This is a genomic window from Pseudomonas sp. NPDC088885 (assembly GCF_044750025.1).
GTDB lineage: Bacteria > Pseudomonadota > Gammaproteobacteria > Pseudomonadales > Pseudomonadaceae > Aquipseudomonas > Aquipseudomonas rustica.
Genome location: NZ_JBIVJB010000002.1, coordinates 114,641 through 131,239, shown reverse-complemented (window position 1 = coordinate 131,239; position 16,599 = coordinate 114,641). Strand labels below are relative to the sequence as shown.

General features: G+C 52.9%; 12 protein-coding genes and 2 pseudogenes. 9 read left to right on the top strand and 5 right to left on the bottom strand.

Translation table 11 applies throughout. From position 1 onward, the window contains the following. Nucleotides 1-270: 270 nt before the first annotated feature. Complete coding sequence (locus ACIP1X_RS03000) at nt 271-888, top strand: exonuclease domain-containing protein (protein ID WP_400749222.1); 618 nt, start codon at nt 271-273, stop codon at nt 886-888. 142 nt (nt 889-1,030) lie between these two features. Next, nucleotides 1,031-1,306, top strand: coding sequence for a hypothetical protein (locus ACIP1X_RS02995; RefSeq protein ID WP_400749219.1), 276 nt, complete (start codon nt 1,031-1,033; stop codon nt 1,304-1,306). Between the two features lie 200 nt (nt 1,307-1,506). On the opposite strand, the gene ACIP1X_RS02990 is transcribed toward ACIP1X_RS02995, so the two are convergent. Together ACIP1X_RS02990 and ACIP1X_RS02985 are read right to left on the bottom strand one after the other, a co-directional pair. Next, a complete protein-coding gene (locus ACIP1X_RS02990; protein WP_400749216.1) occupies nt 1,507-2,706 on the bottom strand; it encodes a UvrD-helicase domain-containing protein in 1,200 nt (399 codons plus the stop codon). Then, nucleotides 2,699-4,357, bottom strand: coding sequence for an ATP-dependent nuclease (locus ACIP1X_RS02985; protein WP_400749213.1), 1,659 nt, complete (start codon nt 4,355-4,357; stop codon nt 2,699-2,701). Before ACIP1X_RS02985 ends, ACIP1X_RS02990 begins: the two co-directional genes overlap by 8 nt. Nucleotides 4,358-4,830: 473 nt before the next feature. On the opposite strand from ACIP1X_RS02985, the gene ACIP1X_RS02980 reads away from it, so the two are divergent. Both ACIP1X_RS02980 and ACIP1X_RS02975 read left to right on the top strand, forming a co-directional pair. After that, a complete protein-coding gene (locus ACIP1X_RS02980; RefSeq protein WP_400749211.1) occupies nt 4,831-5,112 on the top strand; it encodes a hypothetical protein in 282 nt (93 codons plus the stop codon). A 63-nt stretch (nt 5,113-5,175) separates the two neighbouring features. Then, nucleotides 5,176-5,409, top strand: coding sequence for an AbrB/MazE/SpoVT family DNA-binding domain-containing protein (locus tag ACIP1X_RS02975; RefSeq protein WP_400749208.1), 234 nt, complete (start codon nt 5,176-5,178; stop codon nt 5,407-5,409). A gap of 160 nt (nt 5,410-5,569) precedes the next feature. On the opposite strand, the pseudogene ACIP1X_RS02970 reads toward ACIP1X_RS02975, so the two are convergent. Continuing rightward, nucleotides 5,570-5,797 (bottom strand): annotated as a pseudogene (locus ACIP1X_RS02970) (hypothetical protein); the annotation flags it as partial. A gap of 699 nt (nt 5,798-6,496) precedes the next feature. Next, nucleotides 6,497-7,345, bottom strand: a complete 849-nt coding sequence (locus ACIP1X_RS02965; protein WP_400749206.1) for a VOC family protein — start codon at nt 7,343-7,345, stop codon at nt 6,497-6,499. A gap of 236 nt (nt 7,346-7,581) precedes the next feature. Here ACIP1X_RS02965 and ACIP1X_RS02960 point away from each other — a divergent pair, with 236 nt between their 5' ends. Further along, nucleotides 7,582-8,262, top strand: coding sequence for a GntR family transcriptional regulator (locus ACIP1X_RS02960; protein ID WP_400749203.1), 681 nt, complete (start codon nt 7,582-7,584; stop codon nt 8,260-8,262). A 145-nt stretch (nt 8,263-8,407) separates the two neighbouring features. Here the strand turns inward: ACIP1X_RS02960 and ACIP1X_RS02955 are convergent. Continuing rightward, nucleotides 8,408-9,466, bottom strand: a pseudogene (locus tag ACIP1X_RS02955) (NAD(P)/FAD-dependent oxidoreductase); the annotation flags it as partial. A gap of 417 nt (nt 9,467-9,883) precedes the next feature. Between ACIP1X_RS02955 and ACIP1X_RS02950 the strand changes: the two are divergent. From ACIP1X_RS02950 to ACIP1X_RS02935, 4 genes are all read left to right on the top strand, one after another. Beyond that, nucleotides 9,884-10,084, top strand: coding sequence for a 4-oxalocrotonate tautomerase (locus tag ACIP1X_RS02950; RefSeq protein ID WP_259198756.1), 201 nt, complete (start codon nt 9,884-9,886; stop codon nt 10,082-10,084). Between the two features lie 286 nt (nt 10,085-10,370). Then, on the top strand, nt 10,371-14,330 hold the full coding sequence (gene putA, locus ACIP1X_RS02945) for a trifunctional transcriptional regulator/proline dehydrogenase/L-glutamate gamma-semialdehyde dehydrogenase (protein WP_400749200.1): 3,960 nt from the start codon (nt 10,371-10,373) through the stop codon (nt 14,328-14,330). Nucleotides 14,331-14,359: 29 nt separating this feature from the next. Then, nucleotides 14,360-15,145, top strand: a complete 786-nt coding sequence (proC, locus tag ACIP1X_RS02940; protein WP_400749197.1) for a pyrroline-5-carboxylate reductase — start codon at nt 14,360-14,362, stop codon at nt 15,143-15,145. Between the two features lie 612 nt (nt 15,146-15,757). After that, nucleotides 15,758-16,573 (top strand): transporter substrate-binding domain-containing protein, encoded by an 816-nt coding sequence (locus ACIP1X_RS02935; RefSeq protein ID WP_400749194.1) that lies wholly within the window; start codon nt 15,758-15,760, stop codon nt 16,571-16,573. Nucleotides 16,574-16,599: the final 26 nt, after the last annotated feature.

Genomic DNA, 16,599 nt, shown 5'->3' with positions numbered 1-16,599 from the left:
AGTGAACTGATGAGCAACCGAATTTTTCGGTATCGCCCAGGTCTATACGATTGACCTGTTGTTCAATCTCAAGGCGTGCCATGCCTGCCTCACGAGCTAGCTGGGCCTCGCCGGAAAAAAGGATCGCAGCATGGACGAGTCCTACTGCAATCGGCACTACTAGCATTCACGCTGAAATCGAGACAGCACTCCCTGTAATCACTCCCTGAGAGGTGGCTGTATGCTTGTGTCGATGCTTCTTGGATAGATGAAAACTAGGACACCCATGCGATGAGTATTCAAGCAAAATTTCTTTTTCTCCAATCAATCCAAAACCTCCTCGCGCCATACCGCTACCTCTATTGCGTAGACCTTGAGGCAACCTGTGATGAGGCTGAGAAATCGGAGCCACCACGTCAGGTTGTAGTCGTCCCCGATCAGATGGAAACGATTGAAATTGGCCTGGTGGTAATCGATTTGGAGTCGCTTGAGATCGTCGATGAGTTCCAGCGTTTTATTCGGCCTCAGATCAACCCTACCCTGACTCCTTTCTGCAAAAAACTCACCTCCATCCAACAAGCAGACGTGGACGGCGCCCGAACCTATCAAGAGGTTGGCGACGAGTTACGAACGTTTGCTGCGAGCTATCCAAACGCGGCTTGGGCGTCATGGGGTGACTATGATGCAAGACAGCTAGAGCGCGATGCTGGACTAGCTGTGTGCCCTTCCCTGCTCGAAGGTTTGCCACATTTCAATGCCAGGAAATGGCATGCAGGCTTGTATGACAATCGACCGAAATCACTTAAGCAGACGGTAGAGTCACTGGGTTTGGTTTGGCAGGGTACCTCCCACCGGGGGATAGACGATGCAAGAAATGTGGCTTCTATCGTGAAGGAAATGCTTGGCTAATTGATGAGCCGGGCCTTAAGGCCCGAAGGTGCGATCTCTCCATTGACGTTACTTACCGCAGCTTAGTTATGGGCAAGCGATGACTCGAGCTCAGAACATTTTGAACACAACCTCCTCTCTCCCCGCAAGCGAGGTTAGCCAAGTGCTGACGGACGTTGCGCTCGGCAATCGCTTCATGACGCGAAGCACCACCCAGTCATGGAATGAGACCTACCACGGCCTCATGCCTGTGGAGATTGATGGCTGGCAGCTCACACTCTTCAACGGCTGTGACACCCTGGACTACTGCGAGTACTGCAGGTCGCCTGATGGAAGAGTCGGGACACTTGAACTCTGGCAGCGCGACGGAGCTGATCCTGTCGGCCTATTGGGTGTCTGGGAGCGTGAACAGCTCGAACGTTTGCTCGTTGCGCTGTGAGCCTGTACGCAAAAGCACGTAAGGCGAGGCTCACAATGCACGTCTATCTGCATTGAAGATAGAGCCCGAAAATGGAGTGGTCGCGTTTTGCACGGCCCGTGATTTGCTGTGGATAGGGAATCGATTTTTGTGAGTGTGCGGAGTGAGGTTGATTTTACTCGGAGGGCTTCCGATTTTGCATGAGCACGATCGCGGCCTCACTACTCAACTTTGATCGCTACGGGCTGTGCCGGCGCTTCCCACACGGGAAAAGGCAGCCCTTTAAGCTTTTTATCTTCCACAACGAAAGCCAAGCTGTAACGTGCACGAGTGATCGCAACATAGAGCTTGTTCCGAGACTCCTCCGTTTTGTCCGTGTCGAATGCCTTCGCATCTCCTCGAACAAATTTAAGATGCTTGTCCGGTGGTATGACGAGCACGCGATCAAAACCGAGCCCTTTGCTCGAACCAAACGTGTAGCACTCCAAGTTGGCGGGCAAATATGCAGTACCAGTGGTAGAAGACCAGCGAAGTACCTGCGGCTGGAAGGTAGCTAGGTAATCGGCAACTTGAGACTGCTTAACGATAAAGGTGCCATGATGATGCGACACCTCATCGGGCACCTTCTTTACATTGGATATCGTCTTGTCATACAGCCCCGGGTGAACGGTGTCTGATAGGTCACAGATTTGCTGGATGCACCTACGATTCGTGGGCATCGAATGCTTCTCAAACTTCAGTTTTACCACAAAATAATCGGCCTTTTGCTGAGGCTTCAACGGTGCCTTCTGGCCAAAGGTTGTGCTGTAAATTGTCTGCCTAAAATCGCCAACGCAACAAATCGAATCGGGCATCACTTTGCTGAGCGACTTAATTGCCTCGTAGTCCCAACCAACCAAATCTTGTACTTCGTCGAAGAAGATTCGCTCGTAAATGTCCTTGAGACGCTTGGCTGGTGCATCCTTGGATCGCTTGGCTACAAGCGCAGCAAGTTTCGCGAGATATCCCGAGTAGGCCATGGTCTTGCAGGCCGTTAGGTAGTGGAATGGGTTGACTGACCCGTCCGCTAATTCTTCCGCCCTATCCTTAATGTAAACAGGTCGTCCTTTTACGAAGACACCTGGTAGGTGATGGGGGTTATGCTCAGTGAAAAAATGCCTTGCGATTCGATCGGGAAATACTGCGCTCTGGTACGGCCGCACCATATCCTCCAGATAGAACGAGAACAGGCCTTTGACGACAAAGTGTTCACTACTCGCACCGTGAAGCTCAACAAAGCGGGAACGCAACTCTGCCTGGTTGTTGGTGGTGTAGGTAACGACAAGTACCCGCCCGCCGGCCTCGATGACCTTGATCGCATCAGCGATGATCTTGTGAGTTTTCCCAGAGCCGGCACCAGCGATCCATAGTTCATTAGGCAAAATCGAGTACCTCCTCCAGAAACGCTGGATATCTGAAGTCCAATTTCCCATCGAACAATCGAATCGCCGAATCTACCTTCCGCGTTCCTTTCCCATTGCCCTTGACGCTTCTGAACCATTCGATAAGGAATTCCCTTCGCTCCTCCAGGGTGACAACCTCGTCATACAGCTTGAATGTCTGAGGTGACAGGACTTCCTTTGCAAAGGCATCCAGGCTGGCGATGCTGATAGCGTTTGCGTAAATCATCGCTGGTTCTAGCGAGAACTCCTCGTCGACTTCAGAGGAAAACAATTTGATGTTCACGAAGCCTGCATAAAATGCCCGAGCGGGTACCACATGCTTTTGAAAATCGCCGTCGTTATCCCTGAGCACATGAATGCGGGTACCGATCTCCTTACCTACCTCGATGAAGGTTTTGAACCCAACTCCGCGCACCACGATGATATCGATCCCATCCTTTTCAGGAAGCCAACCATATTTTCGTAGATAGATCTTTTTGAGCACAAGTTCGTCCGATGGCCCCTCAACGAGGATCACCTTCTCAGATAGCGCCACCCGCAGCGTGTCGTACCCAGGGAGACGCTTGAGCGTCTTCACGACATCAGAGTCAAGCTTGTGAAGCCTTTTGTAACCGGACTGTACAAGGCAAATTTTGTCGATGCTCAGCTTGTTTAGAACATACGAGCTATGAGTGGTCAGAAAAAGCTGCTTATCCCCACGCTGAGTTTCGATGTAGTGCACTAGCTTGTTCAGATTACTGTGGGAGAGGTGGTTTTCCGGCTCTTCCATCATTACCAGATCAATGTCATGAGATTTGTTCTGGATGGCCAACTTGATCTGCACATTGCTCTGCTCACCCTTGCCGATAAAATGGAACGGAACATCGTCCACCTCAAGCTGCAGCCCAGTCTGAATGGAGCCAGCCGGCAACGTGCTAGCCGCGATGGTGAGCTTGCTATCCGTGATGAGATGTTCGGCATCGAGATTCGCGTTCACCGCCATGACCTCTCCAGAGTGATTGAACACCTGAAGGTTTTCACGGTAATTGAGCGTCAGCTTGACCAACTCTTCCTTGGCCAACGCTGTGTTAAGGATGCTGGAGATGTACTGATTCTTTCCCAGGGTGGGGTGAATGCGTGTGGGATCGATGTACAGCGCCTTGAATTTTTTGGCGATCGGCTTTATCGGATTCCAGCCGAAATCGAGCCACTCTATTTTGTAGAACTCAACAGGAACGCTGGTAAAAGTCGGTTTCATCAGCCTGCGGCTTTCGTACACAGCCTCGAGAGCTGGGTCGAAGCAGGCTTGCACCAAAATACCCTGGGCATCGGCTTTGAGGCTGTTGTTCGATCCCCTGTATTCAGGAACACCATCGATATACGCCTCAATGATCAGACTGGGCAGATACTTAGAGCTCAAATCGGTGGCGAGAAACTGATCAACAGCCTTTTGATGGAATAGATCGGGGCTATATTCGCCGTTGAACGGGCGACCACGATGGCTGTAATTTAGCACGATCTCTAGCGCTTCAAGGATCGTACTTTTGCCAGCGTTGTTGTCTCCGACAAAAATGTTCACGTCATCGTTGAATTCGAGATGATCGTCACGGAATTTTTTGAAGTTAATCAACCTGATCGATTTAACGTGCACTCTAAATCCCTCGAGACAACCTTCCATGATGGCCCATCGCCAAAGCAATCGAACGGTACCGCGCAGGGTGTCAACTGTCCATATATTGTGAGTACTGCAGGTCGCCGGACGGTCGAGTCGAGAACCTAGAGCTTTGGCTGCGTGACGGAGCTGATCCTGTCGACCTATTGAGTGCCTGGGAGCGTGAACAGCTCGAACGATTGCTCGCTGCCCTCTGGGCCTCCATGCAAAATGGCAGGTGAGGGTCTGACCACTACAGTCATCTCTAAAGCCGTTTCAGAGGCTGTTGCTATGGCATCATTTTAATCACAGACGATTGCCGCCAAGCCTTGGTAGGCTTACCAGGATTTTTAACCTGCAATCCGGGCAACTACCAATCTGCGATGCAACCACAAATAACGGCCCTGCCCTAACCAACTGCTCAATGTACCAATCGAATAGTTAGTGCTTGGCTCCCGAATAGGATTAACAAATTGCTTAACCGTCCCGACAAAAACGCACTCCGTGCAATGCTGGAGTCGCAAGTCCAAGAGAAACTACAGCACGACCCAGACGCGGTAACGACCTATGCGGCCCAGCCTGTACCAGACCGAAAACCGTACACCAGCAAACCCACGGTTCAGGACAAGGCATTTCACAAGGAGCTCGAGCAGATGCGTGCAGATGCCGAAGCTGGAGTGATACATACGCCTGAGCGCGAACCGGAGGAAGGAGGAGCTCCTAGCCTTAAGCTTGATGATTATCCGGATCTGTAAAACGTGCCACGGAAAATCTACTGGCGGGTACTGCTTGCCGGCTCATAGCAACGGAGACCAAATGTGAAAAAGCCACCGATGAAAATCGTCATCGAAGAATGGGATGGTGATGGTGCGATTCGAATTCCCGATGAAGCGCTGCAGGAATTGGAGCTAGATGTCGGCGACGCTGTGTATCTGATAGAGGAATTTGTCGGCAACACGCGCTGCCTTGTCCTATCAAAAACACCTCAGATTGCGGATCGAATAGACGAGCTCACTGAAGCCTGGGATAGCGGACAGTCTGGCAGCGCCTAGGTGAAATAAAGCAGTCACTCGACGAGCCGGGCCTAAGGCCCGAATACGCGATAGCAACAAGTAGCTTTAGCTCCGCAGCCGAACATATCGCCTATCGAATCTCGCATGAGCCACCCGCGCAATTTATGGCGCGCGCAGTCAGTCAGGGAGCGAGAACGGCCTCGATCAAGCGTGCATTAGGTACGGCTCGGCGCACGTCTTCTATCGCGCCCTCAATTGCGTTATGTGCAGATGATGCTTCGCGAACAAACTCCAACGCCAGACGACCTGGTTGTCCGATTCCGACCAACGCATCATCACAGCCTGCTTCCGCCAGGCGATCCACAATCGCATCCATATCGTTGTCGTCAGACAGCAATTGGTACGTCAGGGTGAAAGTACATTCCATCTCTAATCCTTCGTCTCAGCAGGTTCTTGATTGGTGTTTATTCTGACGGGATGTGACAAGCAGTAGCTCATAAGGTTGGAGCTGGTTGATCGATGACAGCACCATACTACCGTCTCCAGTCAGAGCCCTCGAAGTCATTGAAGCTGGCTCAGCCGGGCCCGTCGGCCCGAAGCAGCGACTTTAAGAAAATGAATCGACGCACCACCTGCTACTGAGCCGGCCTACCTGCAAAGACGAGCGCATTGCACTGTCATAAATTGTCTCAGCTGGAGCTGGCCCCGTTCTTGAAATCGTCTTGTTTTGCCGGTACTTGTAGGACACCAATCCCATGCAGGGAAAGCAACCATGCAAGCAAGATTCAGAGTGATTGAAACGACCACACTGGACGATGGCAGCAAGCGATATAGGGTTGTGGATCTCGTAGAGGGAGGTTCAGCTAGCAAGCATGGGGTGTTCAAGATCAGGGGAGAGGCAGACGCAGTTTGTTCGATCCTAAATGCCGAGCACCCACGCCAGATTGGCATTCGTACCTTCGCGGGCCAATGAACAACCCGTTTCAGATCGCGAGTCGCCGAATGACCTACGTCACCACTATGGAGACAGTCCACGTCATTAAGTGTTCCTCAGGAGCATAGAATCCAAGAAATCATCCATCAAAGAAGTGCCCAAAACAGTTTCCTCTTTGGGCATATCAGGGAGTTAGATCTGCTGGAAGTAGAGATGTGCCCCACAGGCATCTCCCGGGCTCACCTTGAGTATCCCCTCCGCTACCTGCGTGAACAGGACGCCATTCTTTTCAAATAGGTGGACGGTTTTAGCCACGTCCTTGACTAACAATGTAGCGGCGGCAAGATAGGCATCACCTCGGTTGGGATGAGCGTCACCGCGCGATTCAGCTTCCTCGGTGGTGATCAACTCTACATCCGCGCCCTCCTCGAAGTTCAGCCATATACGATCGATTTCACGGCGCACGTTCGCCGGCCCAAGTAGCTTGCTGTAAGCAGTCTGTGCAGCATCGAAATCACTGATGACACCCACTAGACGACCAAACGAAACGGCACCATTTGGGTGATCTAGCCAGCCTGGTTGGCGCAAGGTGTCCGCCGTGAGGTGCTCGCAGAGATTGGCATGGGTCAATCCAGGGTAAAGACTATGGCCAAGCATCACTGTCCGAAAATGAAGGTCTAGCACCTTGTCTTCGAGTACCAGTTTACGGTTCAACGCCTTGGGCGGATCAATGTCCAAGTCTGCCTCAATACCTGCCAGGTAGCTTTCATCAGCGGACTTCGCGTTGAACGCGACGCTGTACAATCCCTCGCCCTTCTCCAGGAATTTATCGACCCCTGCCAGAAATTTATTGGGATCCCCGATACTACGTATTTCCAAATAATCCCCTGGGAGCATGATGCATAGGTTCTCGGTGCCCCACTCCTGATGTTTCCCGCTGGGTGGAACTACGAAACCCAGCTTCTGGAATTGAGCGCGGGTAGCTTTGAGGTCGTGTACTGCTACAACAGGATGATCAACCCGTCCAACTTTTGCAGTCATAGCTTTCCCTTATCCATTGGTGTGTAGTTGAAATCAACAGCTCGCCCTTGTCTTTGCAGAAGCAAGATCGAACGAGCTTGGTCACTGATCTTTTTTAAAATCTTTTCTCACCTGCTGACAGGTCAGCAGCGGTAAGGTCGATAACGGAAAGCCCCAGAATATTTAAAATCTAGATTTGGTATACTTTCGTGATCGTAAAAACATAACCAAGCGGTCAAATTAAGGTATCCGTCGGCATGCAACCAGCGAAGAAGGCAATCACAGCCGCGCAAAAAGCTTATGAGGAAATCAAGCGGCGTATCTCCGACGGAACTCTCGCCGAAGGTGCTCCCATTCGCCAAGACGAAATCGCCGGAGTAATCGGCGTCAGCAAAATACCTGTCCGTGAAGCGCTCACCCGCTTGGAGTCCGAGGGTTTGGTGGTGTTGACCCCGAACGCTGGAGCAACCGTTGCAACACTGACCGTCAGTGATTACATCGAAATGCTCGACATGCGTTTGGCCCTGGAGTGTCGCGCGCTGGAGTTGGCAGTCCCCAATATGGCGTCCTCGGACATAGCTAAAGCGCGACAGCTTTTGACTGCCTACGACCAGGCTATGACCCAAGCGGATTGGAGTGATTTGAATATGAGCTTTCATGCCTGTCTCTACGCCCCGGCCAATAGACCACGCCTGGTCGCGATGATTCGTTCCGTCCAAGACCATATGGGCCGTATGCTTCGCTTGCGCGTCTCCGGTGCTGCAGGACATACAAGGTCGCATAACGAACATATTCAGATCCTCGATGCTTGCGAACAGCGTGATACAGCCAAGGCCGTAACGCTACTTCGTAAACACATAGAACAAACACAACGTGAGGTTCAGGGTTCTTTCCGCCATTCGATCCGTGCTGAATTTGCAGAATCAACGCCCTCCTAACCCCGTCGATCCTGAAGTCGCTTGAAGGCCGTTGCCGCTTTGACACCAAGCCCGCGAAGCATATGGAAATGCACGGTTCCAATCGACGAAACAGGAACTCCAATTCCAAAGCAGAGGCCCCAAGGATTCGATTGGTAATCTGAATTCCGAGCGAGGTCGAGACGGCGATTCCTCGGCCATTACAGCCAACCGAAATGTGCAAATTGCGCTCAGGCTCATGCACATGCGGTAGATGATCTGTAGTGACGGCAAAATAGCCACTCCACTGAAACTCCCATTCCATTCGTCCTAAGTGGCCAAACAGCTCCTGACCCGCTTTATGCAGGTAAGGCACAATTGCTGAATGATCCAAGCCGGCCGTTGCACCGGAGCCACCCATGACAAGGCGCCCATCAGGCGATAATCGGAAAGACGTGAGTAATTGCCGTGTGTCCGATGAAACGTGACCATTAGGAAGGATGACTTGGCGCATTGCCTCAGAAAGTGGTCGAGTCGCCACCTGTGCGGTGCGCACGGGTACAAACGAGGTACGAAGTTTCGGAACCAGCTCGTCAGCATATGCCCCGGTGGCAACCAGCACGTGCTGAGCTGTGACCTTGTGTCGGCCAACTGATGCAGTCCACTTCCCTGTGCACGCGCGCAAATCATCTACCTTAGCTGAGTCAAATACGCGTACGCCGAGCGCCACTGCAACCTTGGCAAGACCTCGCGCATAACTCAGGGGCTGTACAGACCCACCACGCGGATCCAGCCATCCCAAGCTGTATTTCGTAGTGCCTAAAAGCTGGTGCAAACATGCCCCTTCTAACAACTGCACGTCCACCTTGCGTTGTTGCCAAGCCAAGTGTCGTGACCTTACAGCTGCAGCGCCTGCTGCTGTGAAGGCTGGCTGAATCCATCCTTTTTGGTTCGGCGCGCAGCTAATTGAATGTCTCTCCACCAGCCTCCATACCTCGGCTGGCGCGTCACTGCCAAACTGCACCAACCTACGCCCCTGCTCACCAGGGTAGAGACCTTCGATGACATCGGGATCCTGTTTAAGACCTGCGATTACTTGACCGTTGTTTCGTCCAGACGCGCCCCATCCCGGCTCAGCTGCTTCGAGTACCACACAAGAAAGCCCAGCCTCTGCCAAGTGAATGGCTGCCGTAAGACCAGTAAATCCTGCCCCCACAATGATGACGTCCGCCGCCTCACTGCGCATCAAGTGCTCCGATGGCGGGCCAGCCTCGGCAGTAGTAGACCAAAGCGAAGTAGGCATATTGAGTGGTTCACCCAATAGGGAACCCTTGCGGCGCTTGCTCATTCTTAAACCTCAGTTCGCCCGAAGCCGCAAAGACTTTGAGTAATCCAGAGTGGGGATTGATGGTCGACGCTGACCGCCAACCTGCTTCACCTATGTATGCCTTACGCCCCCCCCCGTAGCAGCGCAGGCATCACTGGCTCCTGCTTCTAAGGCCGTAAGTCGGAATACACACTACTGCAATAGTATACGATTGTGCAACTTGGGATATCGGTGTACGGTTGCACCTAGGTGCTACCTCATTCCCTGGAAAGGTGGTGGGTAGGAGTACCGGCGGTGAGCGGTTCTTAAATCTGATAACAACCTGAGGAATCTGAGATGCCAACAGTCCGTGTGGAACTTTGCACTGGTAGGTCGCAAGAGCAAAAAGCTCAGTACGTGAAGGAGGTCACTCGCCTGACCGCAGACGTGCTGAAGTGCTCTCCGGAAAGTGTGGATGTCATATTTGCTGAAATCGCCCCTGAGAACTGGGCCCATGGAGGCCGCTTTTACTCAACCCCCGCTACAGAGGCTAGCTAAGATCCTAATGGCGCCCCCCATCCAACCGCATGCGATGGGGATACCTAGTAGAGCGACGATAACAGGGAGAGACGCTTAAGCTCCGAGCAAAATCACCCCAGCGGAAAGCTTTTAGTCAATGGCATTGACTTGGCGCTCTCGCCGGCTAACTGCTTAGCAGACCAGCACGGCATCAATTGATGCAGACGTTAAAGTATACGAAATCTAATTAACGAATAATATTTCAAGGCGTTGTGGTTTGTGCCAAGCACCGAACAAACGCTACTCTGATTAGCAAGGATCACACATGAGCACGTCGACTGTTGGAGTGAAGTTATCCCCCGAAACCCGAGACCGCCTAAAGAAGGCGGCCCACGGCGCCGACAGAACTCCTCACTTTGTCATCAAGCAACTCATCCTCCACTTCATCGAGCGATCCGAGCGCGGAGATATCGTCAACGATCTCCTAAATTTTCCGACCTTCGATGATGAGCCCTCCTCGTCATTGTCAGAGATCGAAGTCCCCGGCCCGCTCATGCCGTTTCTGGATTTCGCCGAAACCGTTTTACCCCAGTCCACATTGCGCGCGGCGATCACAGGCGCTTACCGCCGTCCCGAAACTGAAGCGGTGCCAATGTTGCTGGAACAGGCCCGCCTAACTGACTCGATGATCGAAGCCACCAATAAACTCGCGGCGGGGATCGCAGAGAAACTGCGCAACCAGAAAAATGCCAGCGGCCGCGCCGGTATCGTCCAAGGCTTGCTACAAGAGTTTTCGCTTTCTTCGCAAGAAGGCGTAGCGTTGATGTGCCTTGCCGAGGCATTACTCCGCGTTCCGGACAAAGGCACGCGCGATGCTTTGATCCGCGACAAGATCAGTACCGGCAACTGGCAACCGCACCTAGGCAACAGCACATCACTATTCGTAAACGCGGCTACTTGGGGCCTCCTGCTCACAGGGAAACTGGTCAGCACTCATAATGAAACGGGGCTCACATCCTCCCTGAGTCGAATCATTGGCAAGTCTGGCGAGCCTATGATCCGCAAAGGCGTCGACATGGCCATGCGTCTGATGGGAGAGCAATTCGTCACTGGCGAAACCATCGCCGCTGCCCTGGCGAATGCAAATAAATTCGAAAGCAAAGGCTTCCGATACTCCTACGACATGTTGGGTGAAGCAGCTCTCACTGAAGTCGATGCACAGAAATACCTTGCGTCTTACGAACAAGCTATTCACTCCATCGGCAAGGCCTCGCACGGCCGTGGCATCTATGAGGGGCCAGGGATCTCTATCAAGCTTTCGGCCCTGCACCCCCGTTACAGCCGTGCCCAGTACGAGCGGGTGATGAACGAGTTATACCCCCGCCTGCTGTCGCTGACCTTGCTCGCCAAGCAGTACGACATCGGCTTGAACATTGACGCTGAGGAAGCTGACCGTCTGGAGCTGTCACTGGATCTGTTGGAACGCCTGTGCTTTGAGCCACAACTCGCCGGATGGAATGGTATCGGTTTCGTGATTCAGGCGTACCAAAAGCGATGCCCCTATGTGATCGACTATGTAATCGATCTAGCCCGCCGCAGCCGCCATCGCTTGATGATTCGCCTTGTGAAAGGCGCCTATTGGGACAGTGAAATCAAACGCGCACAGGTCGAGGGCCTTGAGGGCTATCCGGTCTACACCCGCAAGGTATACACCGATGTTTCTTACATCGCCTGCGCACGTAAGTTGCTCTCAGTGCCGGAAGCGATCTACCCACAGTTCGCCACTCATAACGCGCATACACTGTCCGCGATTTATCACATTGCCGGACAGAATTACTACCCTGGTCAGTACGAGTTCCAATGCCTCCATGGCATGGGTGAGCCACTGTATGAACAGGTTGTCGGGAAGATCGCCGATAGCAAGTTGAACCGTCCATGTCGCGTGTACGCGCCGGTCGGGACGCACGAAACCTTATTGGCGTACCTCGTACGTCGCCTGTTGGAAAACGGGGCCAATACTTCGTTCGTTAATCGCATTGCTGACCACTCCATCTCCATACAAGAACTGGTCGCAGACCCTGTCCTGACCATCGAAACTATGGCTAATCAGGAGGGAGGGTTCGGCTTACCCCACCCTCGCATACCGCTGCCGCGAGATCTTTACGGCAGCGAACGCGTCAACTCGTCTGGCATCGACATGGCCAACGAGCATCGTCTCGGTTCCCTATCCAGCGCCCTGCTTGCTACCGCTCACAACGAATGGGTAGCAGGCCCTTTGCTTGGCGGCCCCGCAGCACAGGGAACATCCGTTCCAGTACGCAACCCTTCAGATCATCGAGACATCGTGGGATACGTTCAAGAAGCCTGTCTTGATGACGTCAACACCGCGATTGAGTCTTCCTTGATCACGGGGCCAATCTGGCAAGCAACCCCACCAAGTGAGCGTGCTTCAATTCTTGATCGCGCGGCTGATCAAATGGAGTCGGAGATTCAACCGTTGATGGGCTTACTCGTACGCGAGGCGGGTAAAACGTTTTCCAATGCGATCGCCGAAGTCCGGGAAGCCGTAGACTTCTTGCGTTACTACGCAGCGCAGGCCAGGCAAGACCTTACTAATGACACCCATCGACCTCTAGGGCCCGTGGTGTGCATCAGTCCGTGGAACTTCCCTCTGGCCATTTTCACTGGCCAAGTCGCTGCAGCATTGGCCGCTGGCAACTCTGTACTGGCCAAACCAGCCGAACAAACTCCACTCGTTGCAGCGCAAGCAGTCCGTATTCTCCTAGGCGCTGGCGTACCAGAGGGGGTGCTGCAGCTTATCCCCGGTCACGGGGAAACTGTAGGCGCCGGCTTGGTCGGCGATGAGCGCGTTAAAGGGGTTATGTTCACTGGCTCTACTGAGGTCGCGCGCCTACTGCAGCGTAATGTCGCTGGCCGTTTGGACTCTCAAGGACGGCCGATACCATTGATCGCCGAAACCGGTGGCCAGAACGCGATGATCGTCGACTCCTCGGCTCTGACTGAGCAAGTAGTCATAGACGTGGTTTCGTCAGCTTTTGACAGCGCCGGGCAACGCTGCTCGGCGTTGCGCGTACTCTGTTTGCAGGAAGATTCCGCCGACCGTGTAATCGAGATGCTGAAAGGCGCAATGGCTGAAAGCCGCCTTGGCAACCCTGAGCGCCTGTCCGTAGATATCGGCCCGGTAATCGACGCCGAAGCCAAAGCTGGTATTGAAAAACACATTCAGGCCATGCGTGATAAGGGTCGTCCCGTCTACCAGGTCGCTATCGCCGATAAGGACGAAGTAAAGCGTGGCACTTATGTAATGCCAACGCTCATCGAGCTTGAAAGCCTCGACGAACTGAAACGCGAGATCTTCGGCCCGGTGCTGCACGTTGTCCGCTACAAACGCAAAGAGTTGGATCAGCTGATTGCGCAAATCAACGCGTCAGGTTACGGCCTGACACTAGGCGTACACACGCGCATCGATGAGACCATTGCCAAAGTCGTCGACAATGCCCATGCAGGCAATATCTACGTCAACCGCAACATCGTAGGTGCAGTGGTCGGAGTGCAGCCATTTGGTGGTGAGGGCTTGTCGGGAACAGGCCCAAAAGCGGGTGGCCCGCTCTACCTATATCGACTTCTTTCGACCTCTTCTTCGGACTCAGTTTCCAAAACTCTCACACGCACCGCTTCCTCAGCCGCTGATGTACGGGCCAAATATCAGCAACTCGTCCCCCTAAAAGTGTTAACTGCCTGGGCGGGCGCGAATAAAGAAATCGGGCTACATGAGGTCTGCGTAAGGTTCGCAGAGCAGTCCGAGAGCGGGGTAACTTATCTGCTCCCGGGCCCAACAGGAGAACGCAACTCTTACAGCATCCTGGGTCGCGATCGGGTGCTCTGCATAGCAGAGACACAGGGCGATTTGCTGATCCAGTTAGCGGCTGTTTTGGCTGTGGGTAGTAGTGCGGTTTGGCTCGATGCCGAGCCCGGAGCTCATCTCCTGACGAACCTTCCTAAAGAGGTCACCTCTCAAATTCAGATGGTGCCTGACTGGGACAAAGATGATGTGCATTTTGATGCGGTGCTTCACCACGGCGATTCAGATCAGTTGCGGATGATCTGCCAGCAGGTTGCGAAGCGCGCAGGAGCCATTATTGGGGTTCAAGGCCTATCCCAAGGCGAAACGACGATCGCGCTTGAACGTCTGGTCATCGAACGAGCGGTGAGCGTGAATACGGCAGCTGCCGGCGGAAATGCAAGCTTGATGACCATCGACTAAGTCAGCCAAACCGATCCGAGGATATTTAAATGAAAGTCTTGTTTTTAGGCTACGGGAAAATGGGCAGTGCACTGGGCGAGGCATGGTTGAACACAGGCCTTGTCGAAGAAGTAACTGCGTACGATCCGGGAGCACCTAGCGGCATGCAGGCGCTGATAGCTAGCGACCTCTCCCAATTGCCATCCCATGGGTTTGATCTTGTCATCGTGGCGGTCAAACCCAACATGGCTGCCCAGGCAATTTCAGCATTACCTGCTTCAGCGCTCCAAGGTGCAATTTTGCTATCGGTAATGGCTGGGGTCACCAGTGCCACGTTGAAATCTGCCAGCGGTGGCGCTATTCCAGTGGTACGAGCAATGCCAAATACACCGGTAATGGTAAATGCCGGCTGCACCGGGCTCTATACAGACTCGGATATCGGACAGCGTCGCCATGATCTGACTCGGTTATTCGAAGCAGTTGGTATTGCCTGCTGGGTTGCTGAAGAGGAGCAGCTCCACGCGGTTACCGCTATCAGCGGAAGCGGCCCGGCTTATTACCATCTCTTTAGCGAATCATTGGCTGATGCTGGCGCGGCTATGGGCCTCCCGGAGGAGCTTGCAAAAAGGTTGGCGGGCCACACAGCGCTGGGGGCTGCGAAACTGCAATGCCAACCAGATGCTAGCTTTGAAGCGCTGCGTAAGGCCGTTACCTCTCCCAATGGAACGACTGCTGCGGCGATCGATATATTTGAGAAGCAGAGCTCGCTACGCGAGCTCGTGAAGACTGCGGCAGAGGCTGCTCGCCAACGATCAGTGGAATTGTCCCAAGACTAATCCCCTCCCAGACCCTGGCAACCTGTTGCCAGGGCCTACATCTCCAGTTCCCCTGATTACTCCAACGGCAAATTCCTACATCCAACGCCAATCAAAGGTACAACTTGCCACCCTATTCCAGCGGATTACTGCACACATTATAAAATCAAATGTGTGCAAATTTCGCCGTTACCTCGCTTTCATTTCAATCAGTTGCACCAGCTAGGTGCGCCACCTGAGAACCCTTATAAATATGGCCCAAAAAGTGTGCAACTAGGTGGCTTTTAGAGATGTTCCCTTTTGTAGCAGTGTGGATTTAAGCCGTGAGTGAGAAACGGAATTCTGCACAAAAATAAAATCACGGTTTTCTGCACAATTTTTAGAAAAAAAATTTTGCCGATTTTACGAGGACACCTCTCACCGCCTTCGTAAATTTGCAGTGACCCGTAAACCCTTGCCCCAACAGGGCTGCGACGCATATCGACTCTCCTAGCTGGATCAAAAACACGTGATGAATCTTCGAGGCTTACCGGTCGCCACATGCACCATAGCCAAAGACTGGCACGCTCTCTGCTCTATCACTTATCGATCCTGTAGCACTTAGTGCTTAACCCACAAAGGCATCCAAACGTTATGAACAAGTTGAATATTGTGTCTCTCGCGACCGCGATCAGCCTGGCTTCTGTTTCCGCAGCTCATGCCGATAAATTGGAAGATATTGTGGGGGACGGAACGCTTCGCTGTGCAATCACACTGGATAATGGTCAAGCAGGCTTTCGCGATGCCCAAAACAACCCGGCAGGCTTCGACGTAGATTACTGTAAAGACCTCGCTGCCGCCCTGGGAGTTAAGGCCTCGATCATTGACGTCCCATTTCCTGACCGCATTCCATCCATTATTTCCGGCCGCGCCGATGTCGCTGTTGCATCGACATCACCAACAATGGAACGCGCCAGATCGATTGGCTTTTCGGTTCCATATTTCGCTTACCAGTACGTCGTACTTACACGAGAAGATACCGGTATCAAAGGCTACGAGGATTTGAAAGGGCACACCGTTAGTACCCCTCAAGGCAACTACGGCACTGAGTTCATCACCGCTGATATCAAACGATGGAACGACCCTAAAGGAAGCCTTAAGTCATTCCAGAACATGAATGACAACATCTTGGCCGTCAGCCAAGGTCACAGCGATGCCACTGTTGTTGTGAATACCGTTGCTCAGGACGCGGTTAAGTCTGGGAAATTTAAAGGCTTGAAGATTGTTGGCGCTGCACCGTGGCAGATTGATTATGTGTCTCTGGCTGTAGCACGAGATGAGTATGGCTTTCTGAATTACCTGAACCTATTTGTTAATCAACAAACGCGCTCCGGCCGTTATACCGAACTGTGGAACAAGTGGATCGGCGGGCCAGTTCTGGATCCGAGCAAATCCGGCGAGCTCCTATGATTCTGTGTCACCCGTTATCTGATTTG

Coding starts and splice junctions, on each gene's coding strand:
- ACIP1X_RS03000 (WP_400749222.1), top strand. CDS start 271: ATGAGTATTCAAGCAAAATTTCTTTTTCTCCAATCAATCCAAAACCTC.
- ACIP1X_RS02965 (WP_400749206.1), bottom strand. CDS start 7,345: ATGACTGCAAAAGTTGGACGGGTTGATCATCCTGTTGTAGCAGTACAC.
- ACIP1X_RS02960 (WP_400749203.1), top strand. CDS start 7,582: ATGCAACCAGCGAAGAAGGCAATCACAGCCGCGCAAAAAGCTTATGAG.
- ACIP1X_RS02950 (WP_259198756.1), top strand. CDS start 9,884: ATGCCAACAGTCCGTGTGGAACTTTGCACTGGTAGGTCGCAAGAGCAA.
- putA (WP_400749200.1), top strand. CDS start 10,371: ATGAGCACGTCGACTGTTGGAGTGAAGTTATCCCCCGAAACCCGAGAC.
- proC (WP_400749197.1), top strand. CDS start 14,360: ATGAAAGTCTTGTTTTTAGGCTACGGGAAAATGGGCAGTGCACTGGGC.
- ACIP1X_RS02935 (WP_400749194.1), top strand. CDS start 15,758: ATGAACAAGTTGAATATTGTGTCTCTCGCGACCGCGATCAGCCTGGCT.